Below are 24,464 nucleotides of genomic sequence, written 5' to 3'. Positions count from 1 at the left end.
AAGGCGAGGGAGGCGGCCGGAGGTCGCCTCCCTCCGACCGCGGTCAGACCTGGGCGGCGGGAGCCGGCCTGCCGGCGGGGCCCTGCCGGTTGTAGTCGGCCTTGAACGCGGCCCGCTCGGCGTCGGTCATCTGGTTGAGCAGCACGTTCGGGCTCTGCACGGGACCCATGCGGCGCAGGTGGTCCAGCGTCCACATCTTCTTCGGGTTCAGGTCAAGGTGCGGCTGGGCGACCATGGTCCGGCCGTCGTCGCGCACGAAACCCATGTCCTTGACCACGTCGGCCCAGTTCCAGCCGTGGTACAGGGTCTCCCACTCGCGGGCGCCGATCAGCTGGCCCATGTTGGGCGTGTTGCGGCCCTGGTAGGTCGGCCGGAACGCCTCGGCGTCGGTCCAGCGGCAGGCCTCGTGGCAGTAGGTCCGCCACTGGCCGTCCACCTTGTCCATCACCATGTCCTCACGGACCAGGCAGGGCACCATGCAGGTCCAGCACCGGTGCGGGTACACGTAGTCCACGTTCTCCGCGACGATCGGGTGGTGTCCATTGGGGACGGACAGGCGGTTGTAGTTCTCCCACCACTTGCCGTACTTGTCATACCAGCCCGGGTACTTGAACTCGAACCACTCGAAGTCCTCGTCGGTCATGCCGTCGATGCGCCAGTAGTTGGCCAGCCAGCCGGTGGCGAAGAACTGTGCGACCTCGTGCACGTAGCCCTTGTTCCAGATCTGGTTCCAGGACTCCTCGATGAGGTCGTGCGGAATGGTCAGGCCGTACTTCTCCAGCGGGACGAGATAACTGCGGTAGTAGTCGTCGTAGATCCAGCGCCGCCACATCTCCGCGTAGCTCTCGCGGTCCTTGCGGCGGTCCTTGGTGCCGTACTCGATGAACGTGCCGATCGCCGCGTCCACCACGCGGTGGTTGTTCCACCACGCGTAGCGCAGATCCCGTTCCAGCAACTGGTGGTTGGACTCGTCGGACAGCGCCATCAGCAGCGTCGCGTAGCCGTTGCTGATGTGCCGGGACTCGTCGGACTGCACCGAGTGGAACACCGTGGGCAGCAGGTAGTCGCCGTTGGCCGCGGCCTCGGCCGGCATGGCCACGAACAGCGTGTTGGTGAACGCGGTCTCGGCCACGATGGTCAGGTAGATGCTGGCCGCGGTGATGGCGTCGCCAGTGATGAAGCCCTCGGCGAACTGCCGGCCGATGGTGCCGCAGTAGTCGTTCTGGAAGTTGCGCAGGCTGGAGTTGAAGCCGGCCGGGTCGATGTAGTTGTTCATGTACAGGCGCTTGAGGTTCTGCTGGATCGTCGAGTGCCGGACCTCGTCGATCATCTGGATCGCCTGGCCGTTGTGCAGCTCCGGGTTGGGCACGGTGCGGAACAGCAGCGGCATCGCCCGGGCCGCGGAGATCTCCGGCAGCGGGATGATGGACAGGAACAGCTTCTGCCACTCCAGCCAGCGCTCCTGGACCTGTCGGAACATGTTGCCGCGGATCGCGCCGTCCTCGGCGCCGTACACGCGGTGGTCCTTCTCCTCCTGCATGGGGAAGTAGGACCGCAGCACCTGCTTGAGCGGGTCCTTCTTCTTGGCCTTGCGGAAGGTGTAGTCGGTGCCGTAGTGGGAGACCGGCTCGTGGTACACCGGGTCCCAGCTCAGCTCCTGGATCTTCTGGTGTGCTTTCGCCACGCTCTGGCGGCTCATGGTCACTCCTAACCCGCCGTCGCCGGCGGTGAGCGCGTCGTCGTTGCGCCTTAGCTGCGAGAGGAATTACATCCCGTGATCGGGGTCACGTCCGGTCTCAAAATGAGACACTCAGCGCGGGCCGAAATGCTTCTCCCGCATCTCGGCGAGCGTCACGCGGTTCTGCTCCGTCACCCGTTCGTCGGTACCGCCCACCACGGGCCGGATTCCCAGCGCCCGCAACAGCTGGGCGGCCGGCTCGCCCGGGTGGCCGGAGTCGCCGAGCACCGGGTGGTAGCCCTCCTCGACCAGGTGGTGGAAAACCAGGTTCACAATCGTCCACGGGTTGTAGGACTCGTTATCGGTCATTGCCCACACACCTCCGACCTCTCATCACACGCCGATACGCGGGCGCGGACTGTCTCAATTTGAGACACCCGCCGGGAGCGCCGGGGGCCTAGGCTGGGTGGTGCGGGAGGCACCGCCGGGTGCCCGCGGCCAGGGCTGTCCGTGGGTATAGGAGGTCCATGTGCAGGACGCAGCGACAGCCGACGAGAGGCGACTGGCCACCACTCGGGAGCGGTTTCTGACCTCTACCACCGAGGCCTTCGCCGCCGACCAGGTGCGCAAGAGCATCCTGGACTCGTGGTGGCGGTCGCGGCGGCTGCGCGTGCCCGCCGACAAGATCGTGCTGCCCTACGTCCGCGATCCCGACCTGGACTCGCCGCTGATCCGCGCGGCCACGCCGGTGCTGGAGCGGCTGGGCGACCAGCTCGACGGCCAGCCGATCAGCTTGATCCTGACAGATCCGACGGGTGTCGTGCTCACCCAGCGCACCGGCGACGCCGACCTGCACCGCAAGCTGGAACGGGTGGAGCTGGTGCCCGGCTTCAGCTACGGCGAGCAGTTCGTCGGCACCAACGGCATCGGCACCGCCCTGGAGGAGGGCCGGCCCACGCACGTGTTCGGCCACGAGCACTACGCGGAGAACCTGGAGAGCCTGGCCTGCGCCGGCGCCCCGATCCAGCATCCGGTGACCGGCAAGACGGTCGGCGCGGTCGACCTGACGTGCTGGAGTCGCGACGCCGGCCGGCTGCTGGTGGCGCTGGCCCAGTCGGCGGCCGAGCAGATCAGCCAGACCCTGCTGACCCACAGCAATCCGCGGGAACTGGCGCTGTTCCAGGCCTATCTGCGCGCGTGCCGGCGGACCAACGGCATCGTGCTGGCGTTCAACGACGGCCTGGTGATGATGAACGACCATGCCCGGCAGCTGCTCGACCCGGCCGACCAGTCGGTGTTGATCGGGCACGCCACCCAGGCGGTGCTGGAGCGGCGCACCTGCACCGCCGACGTGTCGCTGCCGACCGGGAGCAAGCTGAGGTCCCAGTGCCGCAAGGTGTTCGGCCAGACCCGCAACGAGGTGGCCGGCGTGGTGCTGTGCGGCAAGCTGATCGACTCCGAGCCGGAGGGGGCGGGTGTGCCCGAGCCGCGGCTGCCGATGTTCCTGCCCGGCGCGGTCGGCTCGGCCCCGCTGTGGCTACGCTGCGCCCACGACGTCGACGCGGCGTACCACGCGGGCGAATGGCTGGTGCTGGGCGGGGATCCGGGCGTGGGCAAGACGACCCTGGCCCGCTGCGTGCACCAGCGCCGGCACCCGACCGGCCGCGTGCACCTGCTCGACGCCGAGGCGGCGGCCGACTGGCACGACCAGCTACGCCGCGAGCTGGTCGAGGATCCGGTGGACGCGCTGGTGATCCGGCACGTCGACCGGCTGTCCGGTCCGGCGCTGGCCACCACGATCCGGTTGCTGCGCCTGGCTTCCCGCACCACCTGGGTGGCCGTGACGATGGCCGAGAACAACGTGGGCCGGCCGGAACTGGCCGAGCTGCGCGGACTTTTCCCCCGCACGGTCCGGGTTCCGCCGCTGCGCCGGCACGTGGAGGACCTGTCCGAGCTGGTGCCGCTGTTCCTGAGCCGGCTGGGCCACGGCGGCCAGCTGACCTGCTCGCCGGCGGCCATGCACCTGCTGATGCGGTTCGACTGGCCCGGCAACGTCGCCGAGCTGCACCACGTGCTCAAGCTCGCGGTGCAGCACCGGCGGACGGGCACGATCCAGCCGGGCGACCTGCCGGCCGAGTTCCGCACGCTGACCCGGCGGCCGCTGTCCCGGATGGAGTCGATGGAGCGCGACGCCATCGTGCAGGGCCTGGCCGACAGCGGCGGCAACAAGGTGCAGACCGCTCAGTTGCTGGGCATGTCCCGGGCGACGCTGTACCGCAAGATCCACGAGTACGGCATCGTCACGCCCGAGCGCTAGATCGCCTCGCTGTGCGCGGTCGCGGTCGGCAGCGCGTCGACCAGGCTGCGGAGCCGGTCGTTGAGCTCGCCGTAGATGTCCAGCGTGGTGATGGTGGCGACCTCGTTGAGCTTGGCCAGCAGCTCGCGGCCGGCCTTGTTGTGGGCGGCCGATGCGTCGGCGTCGGCGTACTCCTCCAGGACCGTGTAGCTGCCGGGCCCGTCGGAGAACCAGCGGTAGGACAGCGTGCCCTCCTCGGCGTTGGCCTGCGCGGCCAGCGCCTTGGCGGTCTCCTCGAACTCGGCCTGCCTGCCGTCGTGCACCGTGAGCGCCACGCGTACGAAAAGAGTCATGTCCCCATAACATCAGGCCCGCGGCGATCATGCCCGCATCTGTGCCTCAAGACGCAGCGATGAGCTGGGTCAGGCCGTCGAAGATGCGGGCCAGCCCGAACTCCCAGCTGCTGTCCCCGGTCGCGTCGGCGGTGGCGGCCACCAACGCCGGGAACCGGTCCCCGTGGGCGGCGATCTGGCCGCGCAGCCGCTGGTCCCGATGCCAGGGCTGGGTGCCCGCGGTGGCGGCCGACTGGGTGTTGCGGATGTGGCCGCTGAGCAGGAAGACGGCGTCGATGCGCTGGCCGCCGGTCAGGCCCGTGCCCTCCAGGGCGGCGACCGCCGCCTCGGTCCAGCCGATCTCGCGCGGGCCCATCGCCCGCTCGCCGACCGTGGCCGCCGGCAGCCACGGGTGGCGCTGCCAGGTCTCGCGCATCAGGCGGGCCCACTCGGCCAGCTTCGGCCGCCAGCCCTGCTCGCCGCCCAGGTCCGGCGGCGCGCCCACGGCGATCTCGATCATCACCGCGACCAGCTCGGCCTTGCTGACCACGTGCCGGTACAGCGCCATCTTGGTCACGCCGAGCCGGCCGGCCACCTGCTGCATCGACACCGCGGCCATGCCGGCCTCGTCGGCCAGCGCGATGCCGGCGGCGGCGACCCGAGTCACGGTCAGCGGCGGCCGTGCCTGCCGATCCTCCAGGCCCCAAAGCAGTTCGGGCCGTTCTGTCACCTTGGCCCCCTTGCTGTCCTCCCCAGGTGTGTCTACCGTACACCATGTGTCCGATAGACACATGCGTGTCCTGGGGACACCGAACGCGAAGGGGTCCGCGCATGGTGATCCGCACCCACGTCGGCGTGAGCCTGGACGGCTTCGTCGCCGACGCGGACGGCGTGGCCGCCTGGGACTTGCTGCCGAGCTACGAGCACCGCTCACACGGCATCGCCGAGGTGCTCGAACACTGCGAGGCCGTGGTGATGGGCCGGCAGACCTTCGACCGCGGCCTGTCCCGCTGGGCCGGTGACTGGCCGTGGCGGGACAAGGAGGTGCACGTGCTCACCTCCCGTCCCCTGCCCTCGGACCTCGACGCCCGCCCCTGCGCCAGCCCCGCCGACCTGTTACGCCACCTCCAGCTGACCGGCCTGATGGGCGACGTGCACCTGCTCGGCGGCGCCCGCACCATCCGAGCGTTCCTCGACCTCGGCGCGATCGACCGCCTCGGCGTAGTCGTGCTGCCGATGCTGCTGGGCCGGGGCGTCCCCCTGTTCGGCGACACCAGCCAAGCCCTGCACCTCCAGTGCCAACGCCTACACCCCGGCGGCGCCATCGAACTGATCTACACCCCCGCCTAACCCCCATTTCGGCGCTTGGAAGGGGGCTTTCCTTCACTCGGAGTGGAGGAAAGCCCCCTTCCAAGCGACTAAGGGTTGACTTAGTTGTGGGTGAAGGGGGTCATGGTGCGGGTGTACTGCCACGGGGCCTGTTGGACGCCTGAGCACTTGTCGGAATGCTGGCCGGGGCAGGCGCTGTCGCGGCCAAGGGCCCAGAAGGACAGCGAGCCGATGTTGTGCAGCCACGACCAGACGGTGATGTCGACGGCGTCGCGCGGGGTGAAGATCTCCAGCGGGCCGGTCTCGCCGCCCGAGCCGTAGTCGTCGACGCCGATCATCTCGATGATGCCGACCTGTTGCCACAGCTTGTGGTCCGGGGTCCCGGGGTGCAGCACGCGCAGCTCGGCCAGCAGCGAGTTGGCGGCGGTCCTGGTGTCGTCGGCCATCTCGTGCGGCTTGTTGTCGTAGTAGTCGAAGGTCATGATGTTGACGATGTGCACGTCGGCGCCGTTGGCCACGGCGTTGGCGAGCATGTTCTTCGAGTCCTGGGTGATGCCGTCGACGTTGGTGGGCACGGTGTAGTCGAACTGGATGGTCCGGCCGTGCGCCGCCGCCCACTTCTCGACCTGGGCGATGGCCTTGTTGCGGCGGTCCACGCCGGGCAGGTTCTTCGGCATCGGACCCTCGACGTCGAGGTCGATGCGGGTGATGTCGTAGGTGGTGATCACCTTCTCGAAGCTCTCGGCGATCTTGTCCACGTCGGTGCAGCTGTCGGCGATGTCGGTGCCGTGCCCGGAGGCGTCGCCGCCGCCGTAGGAGGCGATCACGTCGCCGCCCGTGGCCCGCAGCTTGGCGATGGAGTCGCCGTACTGGGCCCAGGAGATCGGCCGGTTGGGGTCGCCATCCCAGGTCGCCTCGCACGAGCCGGCGACCGGGGTCTGGAGGAAGGCCATGGTCAGGTAGCGGGCGCCGGAGGCCGCCGCCTGCTCGGCCGGGTCGCCCGGGTTGTAGGTCTGGAAGTACGGGGCGAACACGTGCTCGGGGAGGGCATGGCCATGCCCGGCAGCCGCCGCGCTGCCGGGGATGGCGGTGGCGGCCAGCGCGGTCAGCGCCACGGCCGCGGCCAGTCTGGGGATGAACATGGCCACAGCCTCCCGGTACCGGTACCGGAGGTCCAGACCTTTGGCCGAAGAAACCCGGAACCGGTTCCGACATTGACAGCCGATGGCGCCCGGGTTAACCATGAGAGCGCTCTCACGACCCTGCGCGAGAGCACGGCCGCCTCGCCACCCTGCATCCGACGAGGGGATATCACGCATGCGCACGACAAGGGTGTTGTGCACGATCGCCACGGCGGCGGCAGTCGCCGTCGGCACGTTGACCGCTGTCACGCCGGCCCAGGCCGCGGTGCCGGCGACCATCCCACTCCAGATCACCAACAACTCGGGCCGCGGCGACGCGGTCTACCTCTACGACCTGGGCACCAATCTGGCCACCGGCCAGCAGGGCTGGGCCGACGCCAACGGCACGTTCCACGCCTGGCCGGCCGGCGGCAACCCGCCCACGCCCGCCCCCGACGCCTCCATCGCCGGCCCCGGCAACGGCGGCTCGGTCACCATCCGGATCCCCAAGTTCTCCGGCCGGATCTACTTCTCCTACGGCCAGAAGCTGGTGTTCAAGCTGACCACCGGCGGCCTGGTCCAGCCGGCGGTGCAGAACCCCAGCGACCCCAACCGGAACATCCTGTTCAACTGGTCGGAGTACACGCTCAACGACTCCGGGATCTGGATCAACAGCACCCAGGTGGACATGTTCTCCGCGCCGTACGCGGTGGGCGTGGGCACGCAGACCACCGGGCATCTCAAGGCCGGCGGCTACAACGCCGTGCTCAACGGCCTGAAGGCGCAGGCCGGCGGCTGGGCCGGGCTGATCCAGACCGCGCCCAACGGCTCGATCCTGCGCGCCCTGTCGCCCGGCCACGGCATCGAGACCGGCGCGCTGGCCAACACGGCCATGAGCGACTACGTGAACCGGGTGTGGACCCGGTACACCAGCTCCACGCTCACCGTGACGCCGTTCGCCGACCAGCCCAACACCAAGTACTTCGGGCGGGTCTCGGGCAACGTCATGAACTTCACCAACAGCGCCGGCCAGGTGGTCACCAGCTTCCAGAAGCCGGACGCCTCCAGCATCTTCGGCTGCTTCAACCTGCTGGACGCGCCCAACGACCTGGTGCGCGGGCCGATCTCGCGGACGCTGTGCGCCGGCTACAACCGCGGCACCCTGCTGACCACCGCCAGCCAGCCCGACAACAACTCCGCCGATTTCTACAAGGACGCGGTCACCAACCACTACGCCCGGCTGATCCACTCGCAGATGGTCGACGGCAAGGCCTACGCGTTCGCCTTCGACGACGTCGGCAACTTCGAGTCGCTGGTCAACAACGGCAACCCGGCCAGCGCCACGATGACCCTGGATCCGTTCAACTAGAGTCACGGGAGTGCAGCGCCCCACCAAGGCCGAACTGGCCGCCGCCCACGGCATCGTCATCGACGACCTGATCGCACCGGATCTGCGCGTGCTGTTCTGCGGGATCAATCCGGGGCTGTGGTCGGCGGCCACCGGCTTCCACTTCGCCCGCCCGGGCAACCGGTTCTGGCCGGCGCTGCACCTTTCCGGCTTCACGCCACGGCTGTTCGACCCGTCCGAGCAGAAGTTGTTGCTGGACCTGGGTTTGGGCATCACCAACGTGGTCGCCCGCGCCACCGCCCGGGCCGACGAGCTCACGCCGCCGGAGTTCGTCGCCGGCGGCAGGCGACTGGTCCTGGAAGTCGCCCAGTGGCGGCCGAAGTTCCTCGCCGTGGTGGGAATGGGCGCGTACCGCACGGCTTTCGCCTCTCCCAAGGCCGTGGTCGGCTTGCAGCCGGAGACCATCGGCGAGACCCGGCTGTGGGTGCTGCCCAATCCCAGCGGCCTCAACGCCCACTACCAGTTGCCGCAGCTGGCCGAGGAGTTCGGCAGGCTGCGGGAGGCATCAGCCTGCTGACACGGTCCCGGCCGCGCCGTCGACGGTGATCTCGTCGCCGGTGGCGATCCGGTGCGTGGCGTCGGGAACCCCGACCACCGCCGGAATCCCGTACTCCCGGGCCACGACCGCGCCGTGCGAGTTGGCCCCGCCCATCTCCATCACCAGCCCGCCGGCGGTGAGGAACAGCGGCGTCCAGCCCGGATCCGTCGACGGGGCAACAAGAATCTCCCCCGGTTCGAGGTGCGCGCCGACGGGATCGAGCACCACGCGGGCGATGCCGGTGACGCGGCCGGTGGAGGCGGCGGTGCCGACCATCGCGCCGTCGGCCGGCGGCGCGGCGACGGCCTCGGGGTCGGTGCCGTCGGACAGCAGCATCTGGGGCACCTTGCGGCGGCGCAACTCCCGGTCGTAGGACTCGTGCCGCTCGGCGACGACCTCGCGGAAGTCCTGGCCCGACAAGGCTTTCCGGCATTCCTTCAACGTCAGGAAGAACACGTCATCGGCGGTGTCGATCCGGTGCGCCGCCGCCAGCTCCGCGCCGACGTGCTGGAGCTGGCGCCGCAGCTCGGCCAGGGTCTGCACGAGGAAGTACTTGGGCTTCTCCCGCAGCCCGGCCAGGCGGCGGGTCCGACCAAGGGCCCAGCGCACGACCCGCCCGCGCAGGCCGCCGGCCTTGTGCGCCAACGACTGGATCATCGCCTCGGCCTCGTCGCGGCCCCGGGCGAACTGGGCGTCCGGCGCGGCCTCGGGGTCGTCAAGGCGGAGGTAGTTGGCCACCACGCCCAGGATGTGGCTGGGGTCGTCGGACCAGCGGGGCAGGCCAAGGTCGATCTCGGCGACGGCGCGGTGGCCCCAGCGGTCCAGGAATCCTTGCAGCGCCGGCGGAATGTCGTCGACGGAGAGATCGGCCGGGCCGATTCCGTCGGCCTTGAGCCGGGCGGCGACCCGCCACAGCTCCAGGTCCATCTCGGTGGTGATGTTGTGCGGGAGTCCACGAAGGACGGTCTGCAATCCCTCGCCGCTGCCCACCAGCCGGCGGGCCAGGGCCAGCGTGACAAAACCGGCCAGCGGCACCGGCAGCGCCCTGGGCAGGATGGTCGGAATCACCGGCAGCGCCTGGATGACCAGTTCCAACCGGGCCCTGGAATCCAGCGGCCCGGTCGGGGTCGCCGCCGCCAGCAGGTGCCGGCCCAGCCCGTCCAGACGTCGTTCCGCGGCGTCCGGCCGCAGCAGCGCCTCGGCCAGGCGGAGCGGGAATCCCATGCGCAGCGCCACCTTCGCGATGCGTAGGGCCGCCTTGACCGAGCCGGGCCGCACCGTCAGGTCGGGGTCGTCGAACAGGGACCGCATCGCGACGGCCGTGCGCGCCTCCATCACGTCGAAGACGCGCGGGACGACAAACCGGCCCAGGCGGCTGCGCAGTGCCGGCGTCGCGTCGGCGTACAGGCGCTGGCCCGCGTCGGACAGGAACCCCGGCCCAGCCAGGGCGTCGGTCACCGGCAGCCCGAACATGCGCCGCCCACCGCTGGCGATGAGCCGGAAAGCGGCGAGCCCCATCGGCGTGATCGGCCGATACAGGCCCTGCGCGACCGTGACGCACAGGTAGGCCCGGCGGCCGCGGCCGTCGTTGGACGGACTGTCCGGCACCGGATACAGGGTGGTGATCGGCCGGGCCTGGGTCAGCCACAGCCGGCCGTCGCCGTCGATCGCCCACTCGGTGTCCTGCGGGCTGCCGTAGTGCCGCTCGACCTGGTCCCCCAACGCCGCCAGCTCGCGGAGCTGCCGAGGCGTCAGGCACGGCTCGGTCGAGTCGACGGCGACCTCCCTGGTGCCGCCGCCGACCACCGAGCGGACGGCGATCTTCTTGTCCCCCAAGCGTTGTTGCACGATCCGGCCGGTCGCGGTGTCGACCACGAAGTGATCCGGGTTGACCGAGCCGGAGACCACCGTCTCCCCCAGCCCGGCGTTGGCGTCGATCACCGCTTCGTGCCGGCGGCCGGTCACCGGGTTGGCGGTGAACAGCACGCCGGCCACCTCGGCGTCCACCATCAGCTGCACGACCACCGCAAGCTCGACGGCGGCGTGGTCAATGTCGTTGCTGTCGCGGTAAGCCACGGCCCGGTCGGTCCACAGCGAGGCCCAGCACCGGCGCACGGCGTCCAGCACCGCGTCCTCGCCGACGATGTTGAGGTAGGTGTCCTGCTGGCCGGCGAAGCTGGCGAAGGGCAGGTCCTCGGCCGTCGCCGAGGACCGCACCGCGACCGGGGCGTCCGGGCCGAGCGCCCGGTAGCCGGCGCGGATCTCGTCGGCGATGTCGGCCGGGATCTCCACGCCCTGCAACACTTCCCGCACCTGGTCGAGCGGCACGCCGGCCGCAACCCGCCGGTAGGCCTCGGTGGTGACACAGAATCCCGGCGGCACCGGCAGGCCGGCCCCGGTCAGCTCTCCCAGGTTGGCCGCCTTGCCGCCGACGGCGGCCAGCATGGTCCCGTCGATGTGGGTGAAGTCCAGGGTCAGCGTCGACATGTCGCCGAGGTTAAGCCTCGGCGAGCATTAGCTCAACAGCCGTTGAATAACGGTTCTAGGACTCCGTGTGCCGGTGGACCGCGAACATGGCCCGGTCATCCCCCTCCCCGACGCAGCTGACCAGCGCTTCCTCCAGCCCGCTCATGTCCACGCCGATCAACACCAGGTTGGTCCGCCGCGGCTCGTCTTCACCCCATCGGGCAACCCGGAAGCGCAGGTAGCCGCCGACCACCTGGAGCTCGTAGCGCTGCGACCGTCCGAAGTGGACGTTCCCCTTGATCCGGAACACGCCGTCGGGACGGCTGGTGAGGAAATCCACCAGCCGCTCGGGATGCATCGGCTCGTCGCTGGTGAAGACCACGCTCTGGTAGTGGGCGTGCACGTGGTGCGAGTGGTCCTCGAGGTCGTCGAAGGACAGCTGCGCCGGCCTGGGCCGCTCCCGCAGGTCGAACAGCAGCGCCGGATCCAGCCGCCCGTGCTCGGTGGTCACGATCGCGCCGCCCTCGGCCAGCTCCGTCACCACCGCGAGCACCTCGGCCAGCGCGGCCGCGTCCACCCGGTCGACCTTGTTCAGCACCACCAGATCGGCGATGTCGAGGTGCTTGTCCAGCTCCGGATGGCGGGCCCGGGTGTCGGCGAACTCGACCGCGTCCACCACCTCGACCAGGCCGCCGTACTCGACCTGGGGATCGGCGCTGGCCAGCACCTGCTGCACCACCGCCTGCGGCTCGGCGATGCCGCTGGCCTCCACCACGATCACGTCCACCTGCGCGCCGGTCAGCGTGCCCAGCACGTCGTCAAGGCCGCCCTCGTCGGTCACGCAGCACACACAGCCGTTGGACAGCGAGACCATCGCGTCGACCTGGCCCGCCACCGCCATCGCGTCGATGTTCACCGCGCCGAAGTCGTTGACCACCACCCCGATTCGGGTGCCGCCGCTGGTCCGCAGCAGGTGGTTGAGCAGCGTTGTCTTGCCCGCGCCGAGAAATCCGGCCAGCACGACCACCGGGACGGTGTCGATCCGGGCCCCTTCCCGCACTGCCACCGGTCTTCCTTCCCCTCCGCCCATCGAACCGTCTTCGCCGGGAACCCGTCCGGCTCCCCCGCCGGGTCCGCACCCTCCGGGTCCGCGGCCGCCGGGGTCCTTCCCGTTCGTCCCGATTTCCGCCCATGATAACCGCCGCCGTGGTTACAGTCGGCGCATGATTGACTTCGAGAAGGCGGCTCTGCTCAAGCTCGCGCCGATCGATCCGCGGGAGGTCGCCGACACCGTCGGGCCGCTGATCATTCCCGGCGAGGAGCTGCGGGCCGCGTTCAAGACGGTGCGGGACTTCGTGGTGTTCACCAACAAGCGGGTGATCGCGGTGAACGTGCAGGGCATGACCGGCAAGAAGAAGGACTTCACCACGCTGCCGTACAACAAGATCCAGGCCTTCTCGGTGGAGACGGCCGGCCACTTCGACATGGACGCCGAGCTGGACCTGTGGTTCAGCGGCCTGGGCCGGGTGCGCTTCGAGTTCCGCGGCCGCAGCGACGTGCGCGGCATCAGCCAGCTGATCGCGTCCTGCATGCTGTGAGTACCTGTCGGTAAGCCGCCGGCCGGCCCAGCGCGCGCTGGTCCCGGCGGCCGCACTGCGCCGTCACGGCGTTTCGCCCGGGCAGAACCGGGAAGTCGACGTGGGTCCCATGAACGAAGGAGGATCCATGTCGACCACCGCGATCATCGTGCTGGTCGTGGTTGTCGTGCTGCTGCTGGCGGCCGCCGTGGCGGCGCGCCCCTACCTGCGGCGCAGACAACTGCGGGCCAGGTTCGGCCCCGAGTACGACCACCTGGTGCGGGACAAGGGCGATCGCCGCGCCGCCGAGCAGGAGCTGGAGGACCGCCAGCGCCGGCACGACCGCTTCGAGCTGCGCCCGCTGACCGCCGAGAGCCGCGAGGGCTACCTACGTGACTGGGCGTGGGCGCAGGAGCAGTTCGTGGACTCGCCGCACGGCGCGGTGCGGCGGGCCGACCAGCTGATCGGCCAGATCATGCGGGAGCGCGGCTACCCCGTCGAGGGCACCGAGCAGCAGATCGCCGACCTGTCCGTGGAGCACGGGAAGGCGCTGGACAACTACCGCATCGCGCACGCCATCTCCAGCCGCGGCGACGACGACCCGCCGTCCACCGAGGACCTCCGCAACGCCATGCGCCACTACCGGGCGCTGGTCGAGGACCTGCTGGACCACGCGACCACGGAACGGAGCAAGTGATGCGCCAGCACCGGGAAGCCGCCCCCAACACCACGACCGAGGACATCGCCACCGACGACATCGCGCGGGTCGACGAACGCCCCCGGCCGACCCCGATCAACGCGGGCCGCAGCGACAAGGGCCGGCCCAACGCCACTGCGACCGACACGGGCCGCACCGACTCAGGCAGCACCGACTCAGGCAGCGCCGACACGGACCGGACCTCGGGCCGGCTCGACGCGGATCCGGTCGACTCGGACCGCAGCGACGCCGACCGGGTCGAGTCCGAGCGGGTCGACGCCGACCGGACCAGGACCGACCTGAGCGACCGGGGCCGCACCGTCCCTGGCGCCGACACATCGGGCCCGGTCGAGGTCGACGAGACCGCACGGCCGGCGGACACCAAGGCAGCCGGCCAGGTCAGGCCGGGCGAGACCGGATCGCGCCACACCGAGGCCACCTCCGGCGAGACCGGGCAGCGCACGACCGGAGCCTCGCCGCGGGAGGCCGGGGCCAGCACCGCCGACCTGCTGTTCGACCAGGCCGACGCGGCCCGGTTCCGGGAGCGGTGGCGCGAGGTGCAGACCGGGTTCGTGGACGACCCGAAGCGGGCGGTGCAGGACGCGGACGTGCTGGTGGCGGAGCTGATGCGGGAGGTCGCCTCAGCCTTCAGCCAGCGCAAACGGGTGCTGGAGGGCCAGTGGCGGGAGGGGTCGGACGCCGAGACCGAGGATCTGCGACTGGCTCTGCGTGGGTACCGGGCGTTCGTGGACCAGTTGCTCGCCCACTGAGCCGCGACCCTGATGCCGACCCTGAAATGACCCTGGACCTCGGCGGGAAGGCCGCCACCGGCGGCGGCGGGCAGGCAGGATGGAGGCATGAAGACCCTGCTGAACCTGATCTGGCTGGTGCTGTCCGGCTTCTGGATGGCGCTGGGTTACGCCTTCGCCGGCGTGATCTGCTGCGTGCTGATCATCACGATCCCGTTCGGCATCGCCTCGTTCCGGATGGCGAACTACGCGCTGTGGCCGTTCGGCCGGACCCTGGTCGACAAGCCCACGGCCGGCGCCGGCTCGGTGCTGGGCAACCTGGTGTGGCTGGTGGTGGCCGGCTGGTGGCTGGCACTCGGGCATCTGTTCACCGGCTTCCTGCAATGCGTCACGATCATCGGTATCCCGCTCGGGGTGGCCAACTTCAAGCTGATCCCGGTGTCACTGCTGCCGCTCGGCAAGGAGATCGTCGAGGCCTGATTTCGTCACGCCGCGGGCCGCGAGTTCGTCCTTGAACGCGTGCAGCGCGGCGAAGGCGGCCTTCGGTGCGGCCGCCCCGGCCCCGGACGCGACCAAAACGTCACGGTGCCGGGGCGGCAGCGCGAACAGCGCGTCGGCCACGGCCAGCTGCCGCCGCCGCTCGGCCGGCACCACGCTGTCGGTGTCCTGACCCACCACGTCCTGCACGGTCCGGAACAGCCACAACCGGGTCTGCACCCCTTTGCCCAGGTCACGGGCCTGGGCGGCCCGGACCAGGGTCTGCGTGACCACGTTCTCGGCCCAGGCCCGCCGACCGCCGGTCAGCCGCATCGCGTACGCCAGCAGCGCACCCCCGTGCTGCTGGTACAACGCCCGGACGACCTTCTCACCCCTCGCCATGGTTCAAGACTCAACCACTCGGCGGCCCGGGGCATCGGGGAAACCCACAGCCCTCAGCGGCGTGACGAAACCCGGCCCTGCTCGACCGCCCACGCCGCCACCTGGGCGCGGGTGCGCAGGTCCAGCTTGGTGCGGATGTGCAGCAGATGCGTCTCCACGGTCCGCTCGGAGATCGACAGCCGGACCGCGATCTCCCGGTTGGTCAGCCCCTCCGCGGTCAGCATGGCCACGCCCAGCTCCCGCCGCGACAGCGGCGAGTCGTCCTCGGCCACCGGCTCCCGCAGCGAGTACGCGATCGCCTGCACCAGCGTCATCCGCTCGCCGGCCTCGGTCGCCGCCCGCGCCGCCCGCGCGCTCAGCGCCGCCCGGGCGATGGCCATCGCGGTGTCGACATGCCGTTCCCAGAACGGTTCCCGGCGGATCCGCCACTTCCGCAGGTGCGTGGCCACGGCCGTGCCCAGCAGCAGGGCCCGCTCGGGCTCGCCGGTGTGCGCGGCGACGATCGCCAGCCCCTCCACCGCGTACGTGGACGGCTCGGCGGCCTCCGGGCAGGCTTCGAGGCTGCGCCAGAAGTACTCGTCGGCCTGCTCGATGTCCCCGCGCTCCAAGGCGATCGCGCCGGCCGAGTGCAGGGTTTCCATCTGCTTCACCGGATCCGCGAGCTCCAGGTAGACCGGCAGGCTCTCCTCCAGCAGCTCGGCCGCCCGGGCCAGGTCGCCGCCGGCCAGCGCGGCGTAGCCGAGATTGTGCAGGCTGACCGCGGTGTCCAGGGGCCGGCCCAGCGGGCGCAGCAGCTCCACGCAGCGCTCGGCGCAGCGGGTGCTGCCCTCCGCGTCGCCGACGGCCTGGTAGATCATGCTGAGCAGAGTCAGGCCACGGCTCTGCACCACCGGCCGGTCGCGCGTCTCCTCCAGCGCCATGGCCTCGGTCGCGAGCTCGCGGGCCCGTTCGAATTCGCCCGAGCCGAGGTTGAACCAGGCCAGCTCCAGCAAAGCGAGACCGCGGTAAGGATTGTCGGCGGCGGTGATGGTCAGCGCCGCTTCCAGCAGCTTGCGGATCTGGACCGTGTGCCCCTCGCGCCGCCAGGTCCAGCCGAGCGCGGCGGCCAGCACCGCCAGGCGCTCGTCCCGCCGGGGAGTGGCCCATTCCACCGCCCGCAGCAAGTTGTCCCGCTCGTCGTCGATCCGCGGGGAATCGTGCACGGTGTAGAGCATCTGGCCCACGTAGTGCGACTCGGCCAGCGAGGTCAGCCAGCCCACCAGCCGCCGCGTGGTCTCGTCGACCTCGCCGGCCTCGGCCAGTTTCTCCCGTGCGTACAGGCGGATCGACTCCAGCTGCCGGAACCGCTGCACCACCCCGGGCACGGCCACGACCAGCGACTTGGCGTCCAGGTCGGCCAGCAGCCGCAGGGTCCGCTGCGGGCTCGCGCCGCAGACGGCACTGGCCGAGTCGAGGCTGAAGTCCCCGGACAGCACGGAAAGCCGGCGCAGCGCCGCCCGTTCCGTGTCGTCGAGCAGCTCGTAGCTCCACTCGATCGTCGCCCGCAGGTCACGGTGCCGGGTGGCCGCCGTGCGCGGGCCCCGCGACAGCAGCTCGAACCGATCGTCCAGGCGGGCCAGGATGTCCTCCACCGACAGCACCCGGACCCAGCGCGCGGCCAGCTCGATTGCCAGCGGCATGCCGTCCAGCCGCACGCAGATCTCCGCCACGACCGGGCGATTGGCCTCGGTGAGCTCGAAGTCCGGTCGCAGCAGCTTGGCCCGCTCGACGAACAGCTGCACGGCGTCGGAACGCGGCGCGGCGCTGTCGTCCGGCAGCGTGAGGTGGCCGACCCGCAGCACCGCTTCCCCCGGCAGCTCAAGGGATTCCCGGCTGGTGACCAGCACCCGCAGCTGCGGGCAGCCGGTCAGCAGGGCGTCGGCCAGCGCGGCGCTCGCGTCCACCAGGTGCTCGCAGTTGTCGATGACGAGCAGCGCTCGCTTGTCCTGCAACGCGCCGATGACCGTCGCCACGGTGTCCTCGTCGCTCTGCTCGCGCACCCCCAGCGCGGACGCGACCGTCTGGGCCAGCAGGTGATCACTGGTCAGCGGGGCCAGCTCGACCATCCACACGCCGTCCGGGTACGTCGCCGCCGCCCGGGCCGCGTACTCGCCTGCCAGCCTCGTCTTGCCGGCACCGCCGGTGCCGACCAGGCTCACCAGGCGGGCGCGGCGCAGCAGCACGCCGATGTCGGTCAGCTCCTGGGCCCGCCCAATGAACGCGTCCCGGCTGGCCGGCAGGCGCGCGGCCGTCGGCTGCTGCCGCTGGGCCGGCTCCGGCTGCTGCTCGCCGCTGCGCAGGCGGTAGGCCCGCTGCCGGCAGGCACGCGAGCAGAACCGTGCGGGCCGCCCCGGCCCGTCACCGCGCGGCGGCAGCTCCACACCACACGTCTCGCAGCGCAACTGCGTCCTCTCCCGCACCCCGTGTCCGACCCTACCCCGTGAGCAGGCCGATCAGCGTAGTTCTCGACCCCCGCGGGCCACAGGAGCTGCCCGTCCGTCCGCCAGATACCTAGGCGATCGGCTGGGCCCAGTCCAACCGGCCCATGAACTCGGCGTCCGCGGAGGGCACGGGCCGGGCCTGCGGCGGCGTCCGGCCGGCGGTACGGGCGGCGGTGAACTTGGCGCTGGTGGCGATGTTCTGCTCAACGCGGGGACGGCGCAGCCGCTCGTAGGCGTCGAGGGCCTCGGTCGTCACGCCCAGGTCGCGCAGGGCCTTGCCCAGGATGACGGCGTCCTCGATGGCCATCGACGCGCCCTGGCCGGTGGCCGGGGATGCGGCGTGCGCGGCGTCGCCGACCAGCAGCATCCGGCCGGCCCGCCAGGGCATGCCCTCGGGCAGGTCGCAGGCATTGGTGACCATCAGCCGGTCGGCGGTTGCGGCGATGATGTCCGCCGCAGGCGTGGCGTCCGGGCGCACCAAGGGCAGCAGGGCCTCGCGCCACCGGGCGGGCGAGCCGGCGGCGATCTCGGCGGCCGACAGCTCCGGCTCGGCCACGCGGCAGAACCAGTTCACCTCGCCGGCCGGGGACACGGCGTAGCCCATGGCCGCGCTGCTGCCGCGGACCATCTCGATCCGGGCCGGCTCGTGGTCGGGCTTGGCGTCGCTGGTGTAGCCGTAGAAGACGCGCTGGCCGGCGTAGCGGGGGCTGTTCGGGGCGATCAGCGTGCGGACCGTGGAGTTCAGGCCGTCCGCGCCGACGATCAGGTCACCGGTGGCGGTGCTGCCGTCGGCGAAGGTCACCGTGCCGTCGTCGACCGTGGCCAGCCGCTTGCCGTGCACGATCTCGATGCCGCGCCGCTGCGCCTCGGCCCGCAGGGCGGCCCCGAGCTCGGCGCGGCCGATGCAGCGGTAGTGCTTGAGCGGGTCGTCCTGCTCGCCAATCGGTGTGACGGCCAGCACATCGCCGGTGTCGGCGGTGACGCGCATGGCGGTCAGCGGGAAGCCGACCCTGGCCACCGCCTCGGCGGCGTCGAGCTGGGCCAGGGCCAGCATTCCGTTGCTGGCCAGGGTGAGGAACGCTCCGATGTCGGCGCCGCTGTCCGGATGGGCCTCGCACACCGTCACATCGAGGCCGGCCTTGTGCGCGGCCAGCGCCGCCGACGTGCCCGCGATGCCCCCGCCGATGATCAGAATTCGCGTCACGGGTTCATTATTGCCGCGAGAAGGAGGTCGTGATGCCAGGACCGCTGCAAGGAGTCCTCGTCGTCGCCCTGGAGCAGGCGGTGGCCGGGCCGTTCGCCACCCGCCAGCTGGCCGACCTCGGGGCCCGGGTGATCAAGATCGAGCGGCCGGGGGCCGGGGACTTCGCCCGGGGCTACGACCGGACCGTGCTCGGGCAGTCCAGCCACTTCGTGTGGCTCAACCGGGGCAAGGAAAGCGTCGAGCTGGACGTCAAGCGGGACACGACGGTGCTGCGGGCGCTCATCGACCGGGCCGACGTGTTCGTGCAGAACCTCGCGCCGGGGGCGGTGTCCCGGCTCGGCCTCGGTTCGCTGGCCGAGACCCATCCGCGGCTGATCACCTGCGACATCTCGGGGTACGGCCCGGACGGCTCCTACCGTGACCGCAAGGCCTACGACCTGCTCATCCAGAGCGAGGCCGGGCTGGTGTCGATCACCGGATCCCCTGACCAGCCGGCCAAGGCCGGCATCGCCGCCGCCGACATCGCGGCCGGAATGTACGCCTACAGCGGCATTCTCACCGCCCTGTACGAACGCGAGCGCACCGGCCGGGGCGGCGCGGTCGAGGTCTCGATGCTGGAGGCGCTCGGCGAGTGGATGGGATTTCCCTTCTACTACACCACTTACGGCGGCTCGGCCCCGGCGCGCAGCGGCGTCCACCACGCGACCATCGCCCCGTACGGCGCCTATCGGGCCGGCGACGGCACCGTGATCCAGCTCGGCATCCAGAACAAGCGGGAGTGGCAGTCGTTCTGCGCCACCGTGTTGCTCATGCCCCATGTCGCCGCCGACGCCCGGTTCGACTCCAACTCCGCCCGCCTGGCCCACCGGGCCGAGCTGGACGCCGTCATCGACTCCGTGCTCGGCGGCCTGACCGGGCCGGAACTGGTGGCGCGCTTGGAATCCGCCCGCGTGGCCTTCGCCCAGCAGCGCACGGTCGCCGAGTTCGCCGCGCACCCCCAGCTTCGCGAGCGTGACCGCTGGCGCACGGTTTCCACGCCCGGCGGCGACATCCGGGCCCTGCTGCCGCCGGCCACCTTCCGTGGCCGGGAAGCCGAGATGGGCGCGGTGCCGGCGTTGGGCCAGCACACCGAGGAAGTGTTGCGCTGGCTGGGTTTCTAGTTGTGCAGGGCCTGGGCCAGCGAGAGGAAGTCGTCCAGGAACTGCCGCCACGGCACCGGTCCGGCCGCGCGGAGCACGAACTTGGTCAGGCCGGCGTCGAGGTAGCGGTCCAGCAGCCGGCGGGCGTCGTCCCAGCTGGTCGGCACCAGATCGTCGAGATCGACGCCCGGGGCGCGGTCGGCGGCGGCCCGCACCAGCTCCGGCGGCACTCCGTCGGGGGCCACGGCCAGCGCCAGGCCGTAGTGGTCCTCCTCCACTTCGCGACCGGCTTCGGCGGCGGCCGCCTTGATCGCCTCGACGGCGAGTTTGGCCTGCTCGGGGGGCACGAAGCTGCCCAGCCAGCCGTCGGCCAGCCGCCCGGCCCTGCGCAGCGCCCCCGGGGCGCTGCCGCCGACCCAGATGTCCAGCGGCTGGGCCGGGCGGTCGGGCAGGGTGACGCCGTCGAGCTGGAAGAACTCGCCGTCGACGTGGACGTCGTCCTCGGTGAGCAGCCTGCGCAGCACCAGCAGCGACTCGTCGAAGACGGCGGCGCGGCGGCCCTCCGGCACCGGGAACAGGTTCCACTCGTCGCGCCGCGCCGGGCGCAGCCCGAACACCGGCAGCACCCGCTTCGGCGCGAGACCGGCCAGGGTGGCCAACTGCTTGGCCACCAGCACCGGATTCCGCCCGGGCAGCACCGCGACCCCGGTGCCGACCTTGAGTTTGCGCGTGCGGGCCAGCGCATGTGCCATGCCGATCATCGGCTCGACCTGCCGGCCGTAGACGATCTCCGACAGCCACAGCGAGTCGACCCCGGCCGCCTCCAGCTCGTCGACCAGGTCCGAGAACCCGGCCACGCCCGTGCCCGGCCCGAGTCCGACGCCCAACCGCACCTTCAGCACGCCCATACCTCGGTCTTACCAGAGGATCCCGCGCGAAGTCAGTCCTCCTTGACCTGCACGTCCACCACATTCGGGTAGAACGCCACGTACTCCTTGATCTGCGCCACCGCGTCGTACGGGGCCTCATAGGTCCACACCGCGTTGTCGGCCGAGGTCTCGCCGGCGCGGATGCTGTAGTAGGCGGCGTCGCCCTTGTACGGGCAGTAAGTCGTGTGGTCGGACCGCTCCAGCAGGCCGAAGTCCACGTCCTTGCGGGGGATGTACTGCACCGCCGGGTAGGTGCTCTCCTGGAGCGTCAGCGCGTCCTTCGTGTCGGCGATGACCTGCCCGCCGACCGTCGCCACCACGTGCCGGCCGCTGGCCGTCACGGTGATCGGGTGCTGCTCGTTCGGGATCTTCACCGGCTTGCTCACCTGCGTCAACTCCTCGAAAGGTCGGCTACGACGTGCAACGCCACGCTCCCCGCCGATTGTTCCGCGCTACCCTGACACATGATCGTCTGGCTGAACGGCACGTTCGGGGCCGGCAAGACCACCACCGCCCGGCTGCTGGTGCGGGAACTGCCGCAGGCCCGGATCTTCGACACCGAGCACGTCGGCTTCATGCTGGGGCACGTGCTCACCGAGCCGGTGGAGAACTTCCAGGACAACCCGCCGTGGCGGGCCCTGGTGGTGCGCAGCGCGGTCGAGATCCTCGACCACGTGGGCGGGACCCTGGTCATTCCCCAGACCGTGCTGACCGAGTCGTACGCCCGCGAGATCTTCGACGGCCTCGACGCCGAAGGGGTGAAGACGCACCACATCGTGCTGCACGTGGATCGGGAGGAGTTGCTGCGGCGGATCGAGGGCGATCAGGAGGAGGCCGGGGCCAAGCAGTGGCGGCTGGACCACGTGGCGCGGTACGAGCAGGCGCTGCCCTGGCTGCGGGAATCCGGGACCGTGGTCGACACCACCCGGTTGACCCCGGCCGAAGCCGCCGCTCGCGTCCTCGGCGGGCTGTGATCCCGGCTGTCCTGCGACGATCACCGGTCCTGGCTAGGCTCGGCCCGTGGAGCCGAGCGCGATCACCGAGATCCTTGACGGGCGATGGGCCGACCTGCGCCGCACGGTCCGTGAGCAGCTGGCCGGCGTCGACTACCGCGAGGCCAGCGACCTGAGCACGGCTGAGCACCGCGCGCTGGTGTTCGACCAGTTGCACGCCCTGGCCAAGACCGACGGCCCACGGCTGGGCTTCGACCGCGAGTACGGTGGCGGCGGCGACATCGGCGGCTCCGTGGTCGCGTTCGAGACGCTCGGCTTCGGTGACCTGTCGCTGATGGTGAAGGCCGGCGTGCAGTGGGGCCTGTTCGGCGGGGCCGTGCAACTACTCGGCACGCGCCGGCACCATGAGCGCTACCTGGCCGACATCATGGATCTCACGCTGCCGGGCTGTTTTGCCATGACCGAGACCGGTCACGGCTCGGACGTGCAGCACCTGCGGACCACGGCCACCTATGACGGCAGCGAGTTCGTCCTGCACACGCCGCACCAGTCGGCCCGCAAGGACTACATCGGCAACGCCGCCCGCGACGGCCGCGCCGCGGTCGTGTTCGCCCAGCTGATCACCGACGGGCGCGGCCGGGGCGTGCACGCCTTCCTGGTGCCGATCCGTGACACCGAAGGCAATCCGCTGGCCGGTGTGTCCATTGAGGACTGTGGCCGCAAGGGCGGCCTGAACGGCGTGGACAACGGGCGGCTGTCCTTCGACCACGTGCGGGTGCCCCGGGAGAACCTGCTCGACCACTACGGCCAGGTCGACGCCGACGGGACCTACCGCAGCCCGATCGACAGCGACAACCGGCGCTTCTTCACCATGCTGGGCACGCTCATCCGCGGGCGGGTCAGCGTCGCCGGCAGCGCCGGCAGCGCGGCCAAACGCGCGCTGACCATCGCCGTCCGCTACGCCGACACCCGCCGCCAGTTCAACCGCCCCGACGACGCGCGTGAGGTCGTGCTGCTGGATTACCAGTCGCACCAACGCAAACTGCTGCCCGCTCTGGCCACGACCTACGCCATGCACTTCGCCCAGGAGGAGCTCACCGCCACCCTGCACGAACTCCAGAGCACCGCCGACCCCGACGACCGTCGGCAACGCGAGCTGGAATCCCGGGCGGCGGGCATCAAGGCACTGTCCACCTGGCACGCCACCGCCGCCATCCAGACCTGCCGCGAGGCCTGCGGCGGCGCCGGCTACCTGGCCGAGAACCTGCTCACCACGCTCAAGGCCGACACGGACGTGTTCACCACGTTCGAGGGCGACAACACCGTGCTGCTGCAACTGGTCGCGAAGGGGCTGCTGACCAACTACCGCAGCCACTTCGAGGATCTGGGCACGCTGGCCACCGCCCGCTTCGTCGCCGAGCAGTTCGTCGGCATGGTCACCGAGCGGCTGCCCAACATCGGCCGCGACGACGCCGACGCCCTGCACGACCGGGCCTGGCAGCTGCGGGCGTTCGAGGACCGCGAGGCCCACGTGCTCGACGGCCTGGCCCGCCGGCTGCGCCGGGCCGCCTCCGGCGACGCCGACCCGTTCGAGGTGTTCAACAGCGCCCAGGACCACGTGTTGCGGGCTGGCCGGGCGCACACCGAACGCGTTGTCCTGCAAGCGTTTGCCGACGCCGTCGAGCGCAGCGGCAATCCCCTGCTGGACCGGCTGTGCTCGCTGTACGCGCTGCATGTCGTCAACGAGGACCTGGGCTGGTTCCTCGCGCACGGCCGGCTGACCACCGGCCGCGGCAAGGCCGTCAACGGCGCCGTGAACGCTCTCTGCGCCGAGCTGCGCCCGCACGCCCGCACCCTGGTCGACGCCTTCGCCATTCCCGAGCGCTTCCTCGACGCCGCCGTCCTGCGCGAGGAACCGGGGCGGCAAAGCGCCCAATGGCAGCACGATCAGGCAGACAACCGCTGACCGGACACGCTTGGCGGCTCCGGCCGCTGAGCGCTGCCCCTACGGTGATCCCATGCCAGACACGCGACAGCGTCTCATCGACGGCACGATCGAGACGATCCGTCAGCACGGCATCGCCGGCACCACCGCCCGCAGCATCGCGGCCGCCGCCGGCGTCACCCAGGCGCTGGTCTTCTACCACTTCGGCAGCGTGCAGAACCTGGTCAAGGCCGCCTGCCTGGCCGTCACCCGCGACCGGCTGCCCCAGTTCGAGCAGCGCCTGGCCGCCATGCGCCGCCCCGCCGATCTGCTCACCCTGCACACCGACGAGCGGGCCCGGGGCAACCTGCTGGTGCTGGCCCAGCTGATGGCCGGCGCCCGGGGCAATCCCCAACTGGCCGAGGCCACCGCCGCCGCCCTGCACCTGTGGCTGACCCCGCTGCGGGCCACCCTGCGACGCCTGCTGCCCGATCACCCCACCGACGGCCTGGCCGAAGCCCTCTGCGCCGCCCTCCTTGGCCTCGAACTCCTCGACGCCGTCGACCCTTCCGCCACCGCCACGGCCCTCACCGCCCTAACCCACCCACCCCACCTTGTCAAGCCTGAGACGCTTGGAAGGGGGCTTTCCTCCACTCCGAGTGAAGGAAAGCCCCCTTCCGAGCGGGAATGAGCGGCGGGTGCGGTGTCATGAAGGGCCCCTTGCTGGCGTTGGTCAGCAAGGGGCCCTTCATGACGGAACGGCTC

At 70.9% G+C, this 24,464-nt stretch carries 24 protein-coding genes; 12 read left to right on the top strand and 12 right to left on the bottom strand.

Annotated elements, in window-relative coordinates:
- Positions 1-43: 43 nt before the first annotated feature.
- The gene (locus ACIG5F_RS20850) at positions 44-1,699 is read right to left on the bottom strand and encodes a methane monooxygenase (protein WP_396519737.1); all 1,656 of its coding nucleotides are present in this window, start codon (positions 1,697-1,699) and stop codon (positions 44-46) included.
- Between the two features lie 111 nt (positions 1,700-1,810).
- Positions 1,811-2,047, bottom strand: coding sequence for a hypothetical protein (locus ACIG5F_RS20845; RefSeq protein WP_396519736.1), 237 nt, complete (start codon positions 2,045-2,047; stop codon positions 1,811-1,813).
- 160 nt (positions 2,048-2,207) lie between these two features.
- Here ACIG5F_RS20845 and ACIG5F_RS20840 point away from each other — a divergent pair, with 160 nt between their 5' ends.
- The gene (locus ACIG5F_RS20840; RefSeq protein WP_396519734.1) at positions 2,208-3,995 is read left to right on the top strand and encodes a sigma-54-dependent Fis family transcriptional regulator; all 1,788 of its coding nucleotides are present in this window, start codon (positions 2,208-2,210) and stop codon (positions 3,993-3,995) included.
- Here ACIG5F_RS20840 and ACIG5F_RS20835 read toward each other — a convergent pair.
- Positions 3,992-4,327 carry an antibiotic biosynthesis monooxygenase family protein gene (locus tag ACIG5F_RS20835; RefSeq protein ID WP_396519732.1) on the bottom strand — a complete coding sequence of 112 codons (336 nt, stop codon included), beginning with the start codon at positions 4,325-4,327 and terminating at the stop codon, positions 3,992-3,994. The two genes, ACIG5F_RS20840 and ACIG5F_RS20835, sit on opposite strands and share 4 nt — an antisense overlap.
- Before the next feature lie 46 nt (positions 4,328-4,373).
- Positions 4,374-5,036 carry a TetR/AcrR family transcriptional regulator gene (locus ACIG5F_RS20830; RefSeq protein WP_396519730.1) on the bottom strand — a complete coding sequence of 221 codons (663 nt, stop codon included), beginning with the start codon at positions 5,034-5,036 and terminating at the stop codon, positions 4,374-4,376.
- Positions 5,037-5,137: 101 nt separating this feature from the next.
- Between ACIG5F_RS20830 and ACIG5F_RS20825 the strand changes: the two genes are divergently transcribed.
- Positions 5,138-5,656 (top strand): dihydrofolate reductase family protein, encoded by a 519-nt coding sequence (locus tag ACIG5F_RS20825; RefSeq protein ID WP_396519728.1) that lies wholly within the window; start codon positions 5,138-5,140, stop codon positions 5,654-5,656.
- Between the two features lie 80 nt (positions 5,657-5,736).
- Here the strand turns inward: ACIG5F_RS20825 and ACIG5F_RS20820 are convergent, their stop codons facing one another.
- A complete protein-coding gene (locus ACIG5F_RS20820; RefSeq protein WP_396519726.1) occupies positions 5,737-6,777 on the bottom strand; it encodes a glycosyl hydrolase family 18 protein in 1,041 nt (346 codons plus the stop codon).
- A 175-nt stretch (positions 6,778-6,952) separates the two neighbouring features.
- On the opposite strand from ACIG5F_RS20820, the gene ACIG5F_RS20815 reads away from it, so the two are divergent.
- Together ACIG5F_RS20815 and mug are read left to right on the top strand one after the other, a co-directional pair.
- On the top strand, positions 6,953-8,125 hold the full coding sequence (locus ACIG5F_RS20815; RefSeq protein ID WP_396519724.1) for a glycoside hydrolase family 64 protein: 1,173 nt from the start codon (positions 6,953-6,955) through the stop codon (positions 8,123-8,125).
- A 10-nt stretch (positions 8,126-8,135) separates the two neighbouring features.
- Positions 8,136-8,681 carry a G/U mismatch-specific DNA glycosylase gene (mug, locus tag ACIG5F_RS20810; protein ID WP_396519722.1) on the top strand — a complete coding sequence of 182 codons (546 nt, stop codon included), beginning with the start codon at positions 8,136-8,138 and terminating at the stop codon, positions 8,679-8,681.
- Here mug and ACIG5F_RS20805 read toward each other — a convergent pair.
- Positions 8,670-11,189, bottom strand: a complete 2,520-nt coding sequence (locus ACIG5F_RS20805) for a PEP/pyruvate-binding domain-containing protein (protein WP_396519721.1) — start codon at positions 11,187-11,189, stop codon at positions 8,670-8,672. The two genes, mug and ACIG5F_RS20805, sit on opposite strands and share 12 nt — an antisense overlap.
- A 55-nt stretch (positions 11,190-11,244) precedes the next feature.
- On the bottom strand, positions 11,245-12,234 hold the full coding sequence (locus tag ACIG5F_RS20800; protein ID WP_396519719.1) for a CobW family GTP-binding protein: 990 nt from the start codon (positions 12,232-12,234) through the stop codon (positions 11,245-11,247).
- A 157-nt stretch (positions 12,235-12,391) separates the two neighbouring features.
- On the opposite strand from ACIG5F_RS20800, the gene ACIG5F_RS20795 reads away from it, so the two are divergent.
- The 4 genes from ACIG5F_RS20795 to ACIG5F_RS20780 all read left to right on the top strand — a co-directional run bounded on the left by ACIG5F_RS20795 (position 12,392) and on the right by ACIG5F_RS20780 (position 14,671).
- The gene (locus tag ACIG5F_RS20795) at positions 12,392-12,766 is read left to right on the top strand and encodes a PH domain-containing protein (protein WP_396519718.1); all 375 of its coding nucleotides are present in this window, start codon (positions 12,392-12,394) and stop codon (positions 12,764-12,766) included.
- Between the two features lie 127 nt (positions 12,767-12,893).
- A complete protein-coding gene (locus tag ACIG5F_RS20790; RefSeq protein WP_396519716.1) occupies positions 12,894-13,442 on the top strand; it encodes a hypothetical protein in 549 nt (182 codons plus the stop codon).
- A complete protein-coding gene (locus ACIG5F_RS20785) occupies positions 13,442-14,212 on the top strand; it encodes a hypothetical protein (protein ID WP_396519714.1) in 771 nt (256 codons plus the stop codon). Before ACIG5F_RS20790 ends, ACIG5F_RS20785 begins: the two co-directional genes overlap by 1 nt.
- 87 nt (positions 14,213-14,299) lie before the next feature.
- Positions 14,300-14,671: a YccF domain-containing protein gene (locus tag ACIG5F_RS20780; RefSeq protein WP_396519712.1), complete on the top strand. Its 372-nt coding sequence runs from the start codon at positions 14,300-14,302 to the stop codon at positions 14,669-14,671.
- On the opposite strand, the gene ACIG5F_RS20775 is transcribed toward ACIG5F_RS20780, so the two are convergent.
- From ACIG5F_RS20775 to ACIG5F_RS20765, 3 genes are all read right to left on the bottom strand, one after another.
- Positions 14,633-15,070, bottom strand: coding sequence for a hypothetical protein (locus ACIG5F_RS20775; protein ID WP_396519710.1), 438 nt, complete (start codon positions 15,068-15,070; stop codon positions 14,633-14,635). The genes ACIG5F_RS20780 and ACIG5F_RS20775 overlap by 39 nt on opposite strands.
- Positions 15,071-15,123: 53 nt before the next feature.
- A complete protein-coding gene (locus tag ACIG5F_RS20770; protein WP_396519708.1) occupies positions 15,124-17,529 on the bottom strand; it encodes an ATP-binding protein in 2,406 nt (801 codons plus the stop codon).
- 91 nt (positions 17,530-17,620) lie between these two features.
- The gene (locus ACIG5F_RS20765) at positions 17,621-18,754 is read right to left on the bottom strand and encodes an FAD-dependent oxidoreductase (protein WP_396519706.1); all 1,134 of its coding nucleotides are present in this window, start codon (positions 18,752-18,754) and stop codon (positions 17,621-17,623) included.
- 32 nt (positions 18,755-18,786) lie between these two features.
- On the opposite strand from ACIG5F_RS20765, the gene ACIG5F_RS20760 reads away from it, so the two are divergent.
- Positions 18,787-19,914, top strand: coding sequence for a CaiB/BaiF CoA transferase family protein (locus ACIG5F_RS20760; RefSeq protein ID WP_396519704.1), 1,128 nt, complete (start codon positions 18,787-18,789; stop codon positions 19,912-19,914).
- Here ACIG5F_RS20760 and ACIG5F_RS20755 read toward each other — a convergent pair.
- Together ACIG5F_RS20755 and ACIG5F_RS20750 are read right to left on the bottom strand one after the other, a co-directional pair.
- A complete protein-coding gene (locus ACIG5F_RS20755; protein ID WP_396520160.1) occupies positions 19,911-20,795 on the bottom strand; it encodes a TIGR03854 family LLM class F420-dependent oxidoreductase in 885 nt (294 codons plus the stop codon). The genes ACIG5F_RS20760 and ACIG5F_RS20755 overlap by 4 nt on opposite strands.
- Before the next feature lie 38 nt (positions 20,796-20,833).
- Entirely contained in the window at positions 20,834-21,208 is a 375-nt protein-coding gene (locus tag ACIG5F_RS20750) for a DUF427 domain-containing protein (protein WP_396519702.1), read from the bottom strand.
- 78 nt (positions 21,209-21,286) lie between these two features.
- Here ACIG5F_RS20750 and ACIG5F_RS20745 point away from each other — a divergent pair, with 78 nt between their 5' ends.
- From ACIG5F_RS20745 to ACIG5F_RS20735, 3 genes are read left to right on the top strand one after another with little or no spacing between them, the layout of a single operon-like run.
- Positions 21,287-21,796, top strand: a complete 510-nt coding sequence (locus ACIG5F_RS20745) for an AAA family ATPase (protein ID WP_396519700.1) — start codon at positions 21,287-21,289, stop codon at positions 21,794-21,796.
- 46 nt (positions 21,797-21,842) lie between these two features.
- Positions 21,843-23,741: an acyl-CoA dehydrogenase gene (locus ACIG5F_RS20740; RefSeq protein ID WP_396519698.1), complete on the top strand. Its 1,899-nt coding sequence runs from the start codon at positions 21,843-21,845 to the stop codon at positions 23,739-23,741.
- A 52-nt stretch (positions 23,742-23,793) separates the two neighbouring features.
- Entirely contained in the window at positions 23,794-24,390 is a 597-nt protein-coding gene (locus tag ACIG5F_RS20735; protein ID WP_396519696.1) for a TetR/AcrR family transcriptional regulator, read from the top strand.
- Positions 24,391-24,464: the final 74 nt, after the last annotated feature.

Origin of the sequence: Kutzneria sp. NPDC052558 (assembly GCF_044547355.1) — a bacterium.
Lineage (GTDB): Bacteria > Actinomycetota > Actinomycetes > Mycobacteriales > Pseudonocardiaceae > Kutzneria.
The sequence above is the reverse complement of the archived record's forward strand: the minus strand, read 5'-3'. Positions and strand labels throughout refer to the sequence as shown.

Coding starts and splice junctions, on each gene's coding strand:
- ACIG5F_RS20795 (WP_396519718.1), top strand. CDS start 12,392: ATGATTGACTTCGAGAAGGCGGCTCTGCTCAAGCTCGCGCCGATCGAT.
- ACIG5F_RS20820 (WP_396519726.1), bottom strand. CDS start 6,777: ATGTTCATCCCCAGACTGGCCGCGGCCGTGGCGCTGACCGCGCTGGCC.
- ACIG5F_RS20745 (WP_396519700.1), top strand. CDS start 21,287: ATGATCGTCTGGCTGAACGGCACGTTCGGGGCCGGCAAGACCACCACC.
- ACIG5F_RS20850 (WP_396519737.1), bottom strand. CDS start 1,699: ATGAGCCGCCAGAGCGTGGCGAAAGCACACCAGAAGATCCAGGAGCTG.
- ACIG5F_RS20760 (WP_396519704.1), top strand. CDS start 18,787: ATGCCAGGACCGCTGCAAGGAGTCCTCGTCGTCGCCCTGGAGCAGGCG.
- ACIG5F_RS20835 (WP_396519732.1), bottom strand. CDS start 4,327: ATGACTCTTTTCGTACGCGTGGCGCTCACGGTGCACGACGGCAGGCAG.
- ACIG5F_RS20825 (WP_396519728.1), top strand. CDS start 5,138: ATGGTGATCCGCACCCACGTCGGCGTGAGCCTGGACGGCTTCGTCGCC.
- ACIG5F_RS20735 (WP_396519696.1), top strand. CDS start 23,794: ATGCCAGACACGCGACAGCGTCTCATCGACGGCACGATCGAGACGATC.
- ACIG5F_RS20785 (WP_396519714.1), top strand. CDS start 13,442: ATGCGCCAGCACCGGGAAGCCGCCCCCAACACCACGACCGAGGACATC.
- ACIG5F_RS20845 (WP_396519736.1), bottom strand. CDS start 2,047: ATGACCGATAACGAGTCCTACAACCCGTGGACGATTGTGAACCTGGTT.
- ACIG5F_RS20805 (WP_396519721.1), bottom strand. CDS start 11,189: ATGTCGACGCTGACCCTGGACTTCACCCACATCGACGGGACCATGCTG.
- ACIG5F_RS20790 (WP_396519716.1), top strand. CDS start 12,894: ATGTCGACCACCGCGATCATCGTGCTGGTCGTGGTTGTCGTGCTGCTG.
- ACIG5F_RS20815 (WP_396519724.1), top strand. CDS start 6,953: ATGCGCACGACAAGGGTGTTGTGCACGATCGCCACGGCGGCGGCAGTC.
- ACIG5F_RS20775 (WP_396519710.1), bottom strand. CDS start 15,070: ATGGCGAGGGGTGAGAAGGTCGTCCGGGCGTTGTACCAGCAGCACGGG.
- ACIG5F_RS20780 (WP_396519712.1), top strand. CDS start 14,300: ATGAAGACCCTGCTGAACCTGATCTGGCTGGTGCTGTCCGGCTTCTGG.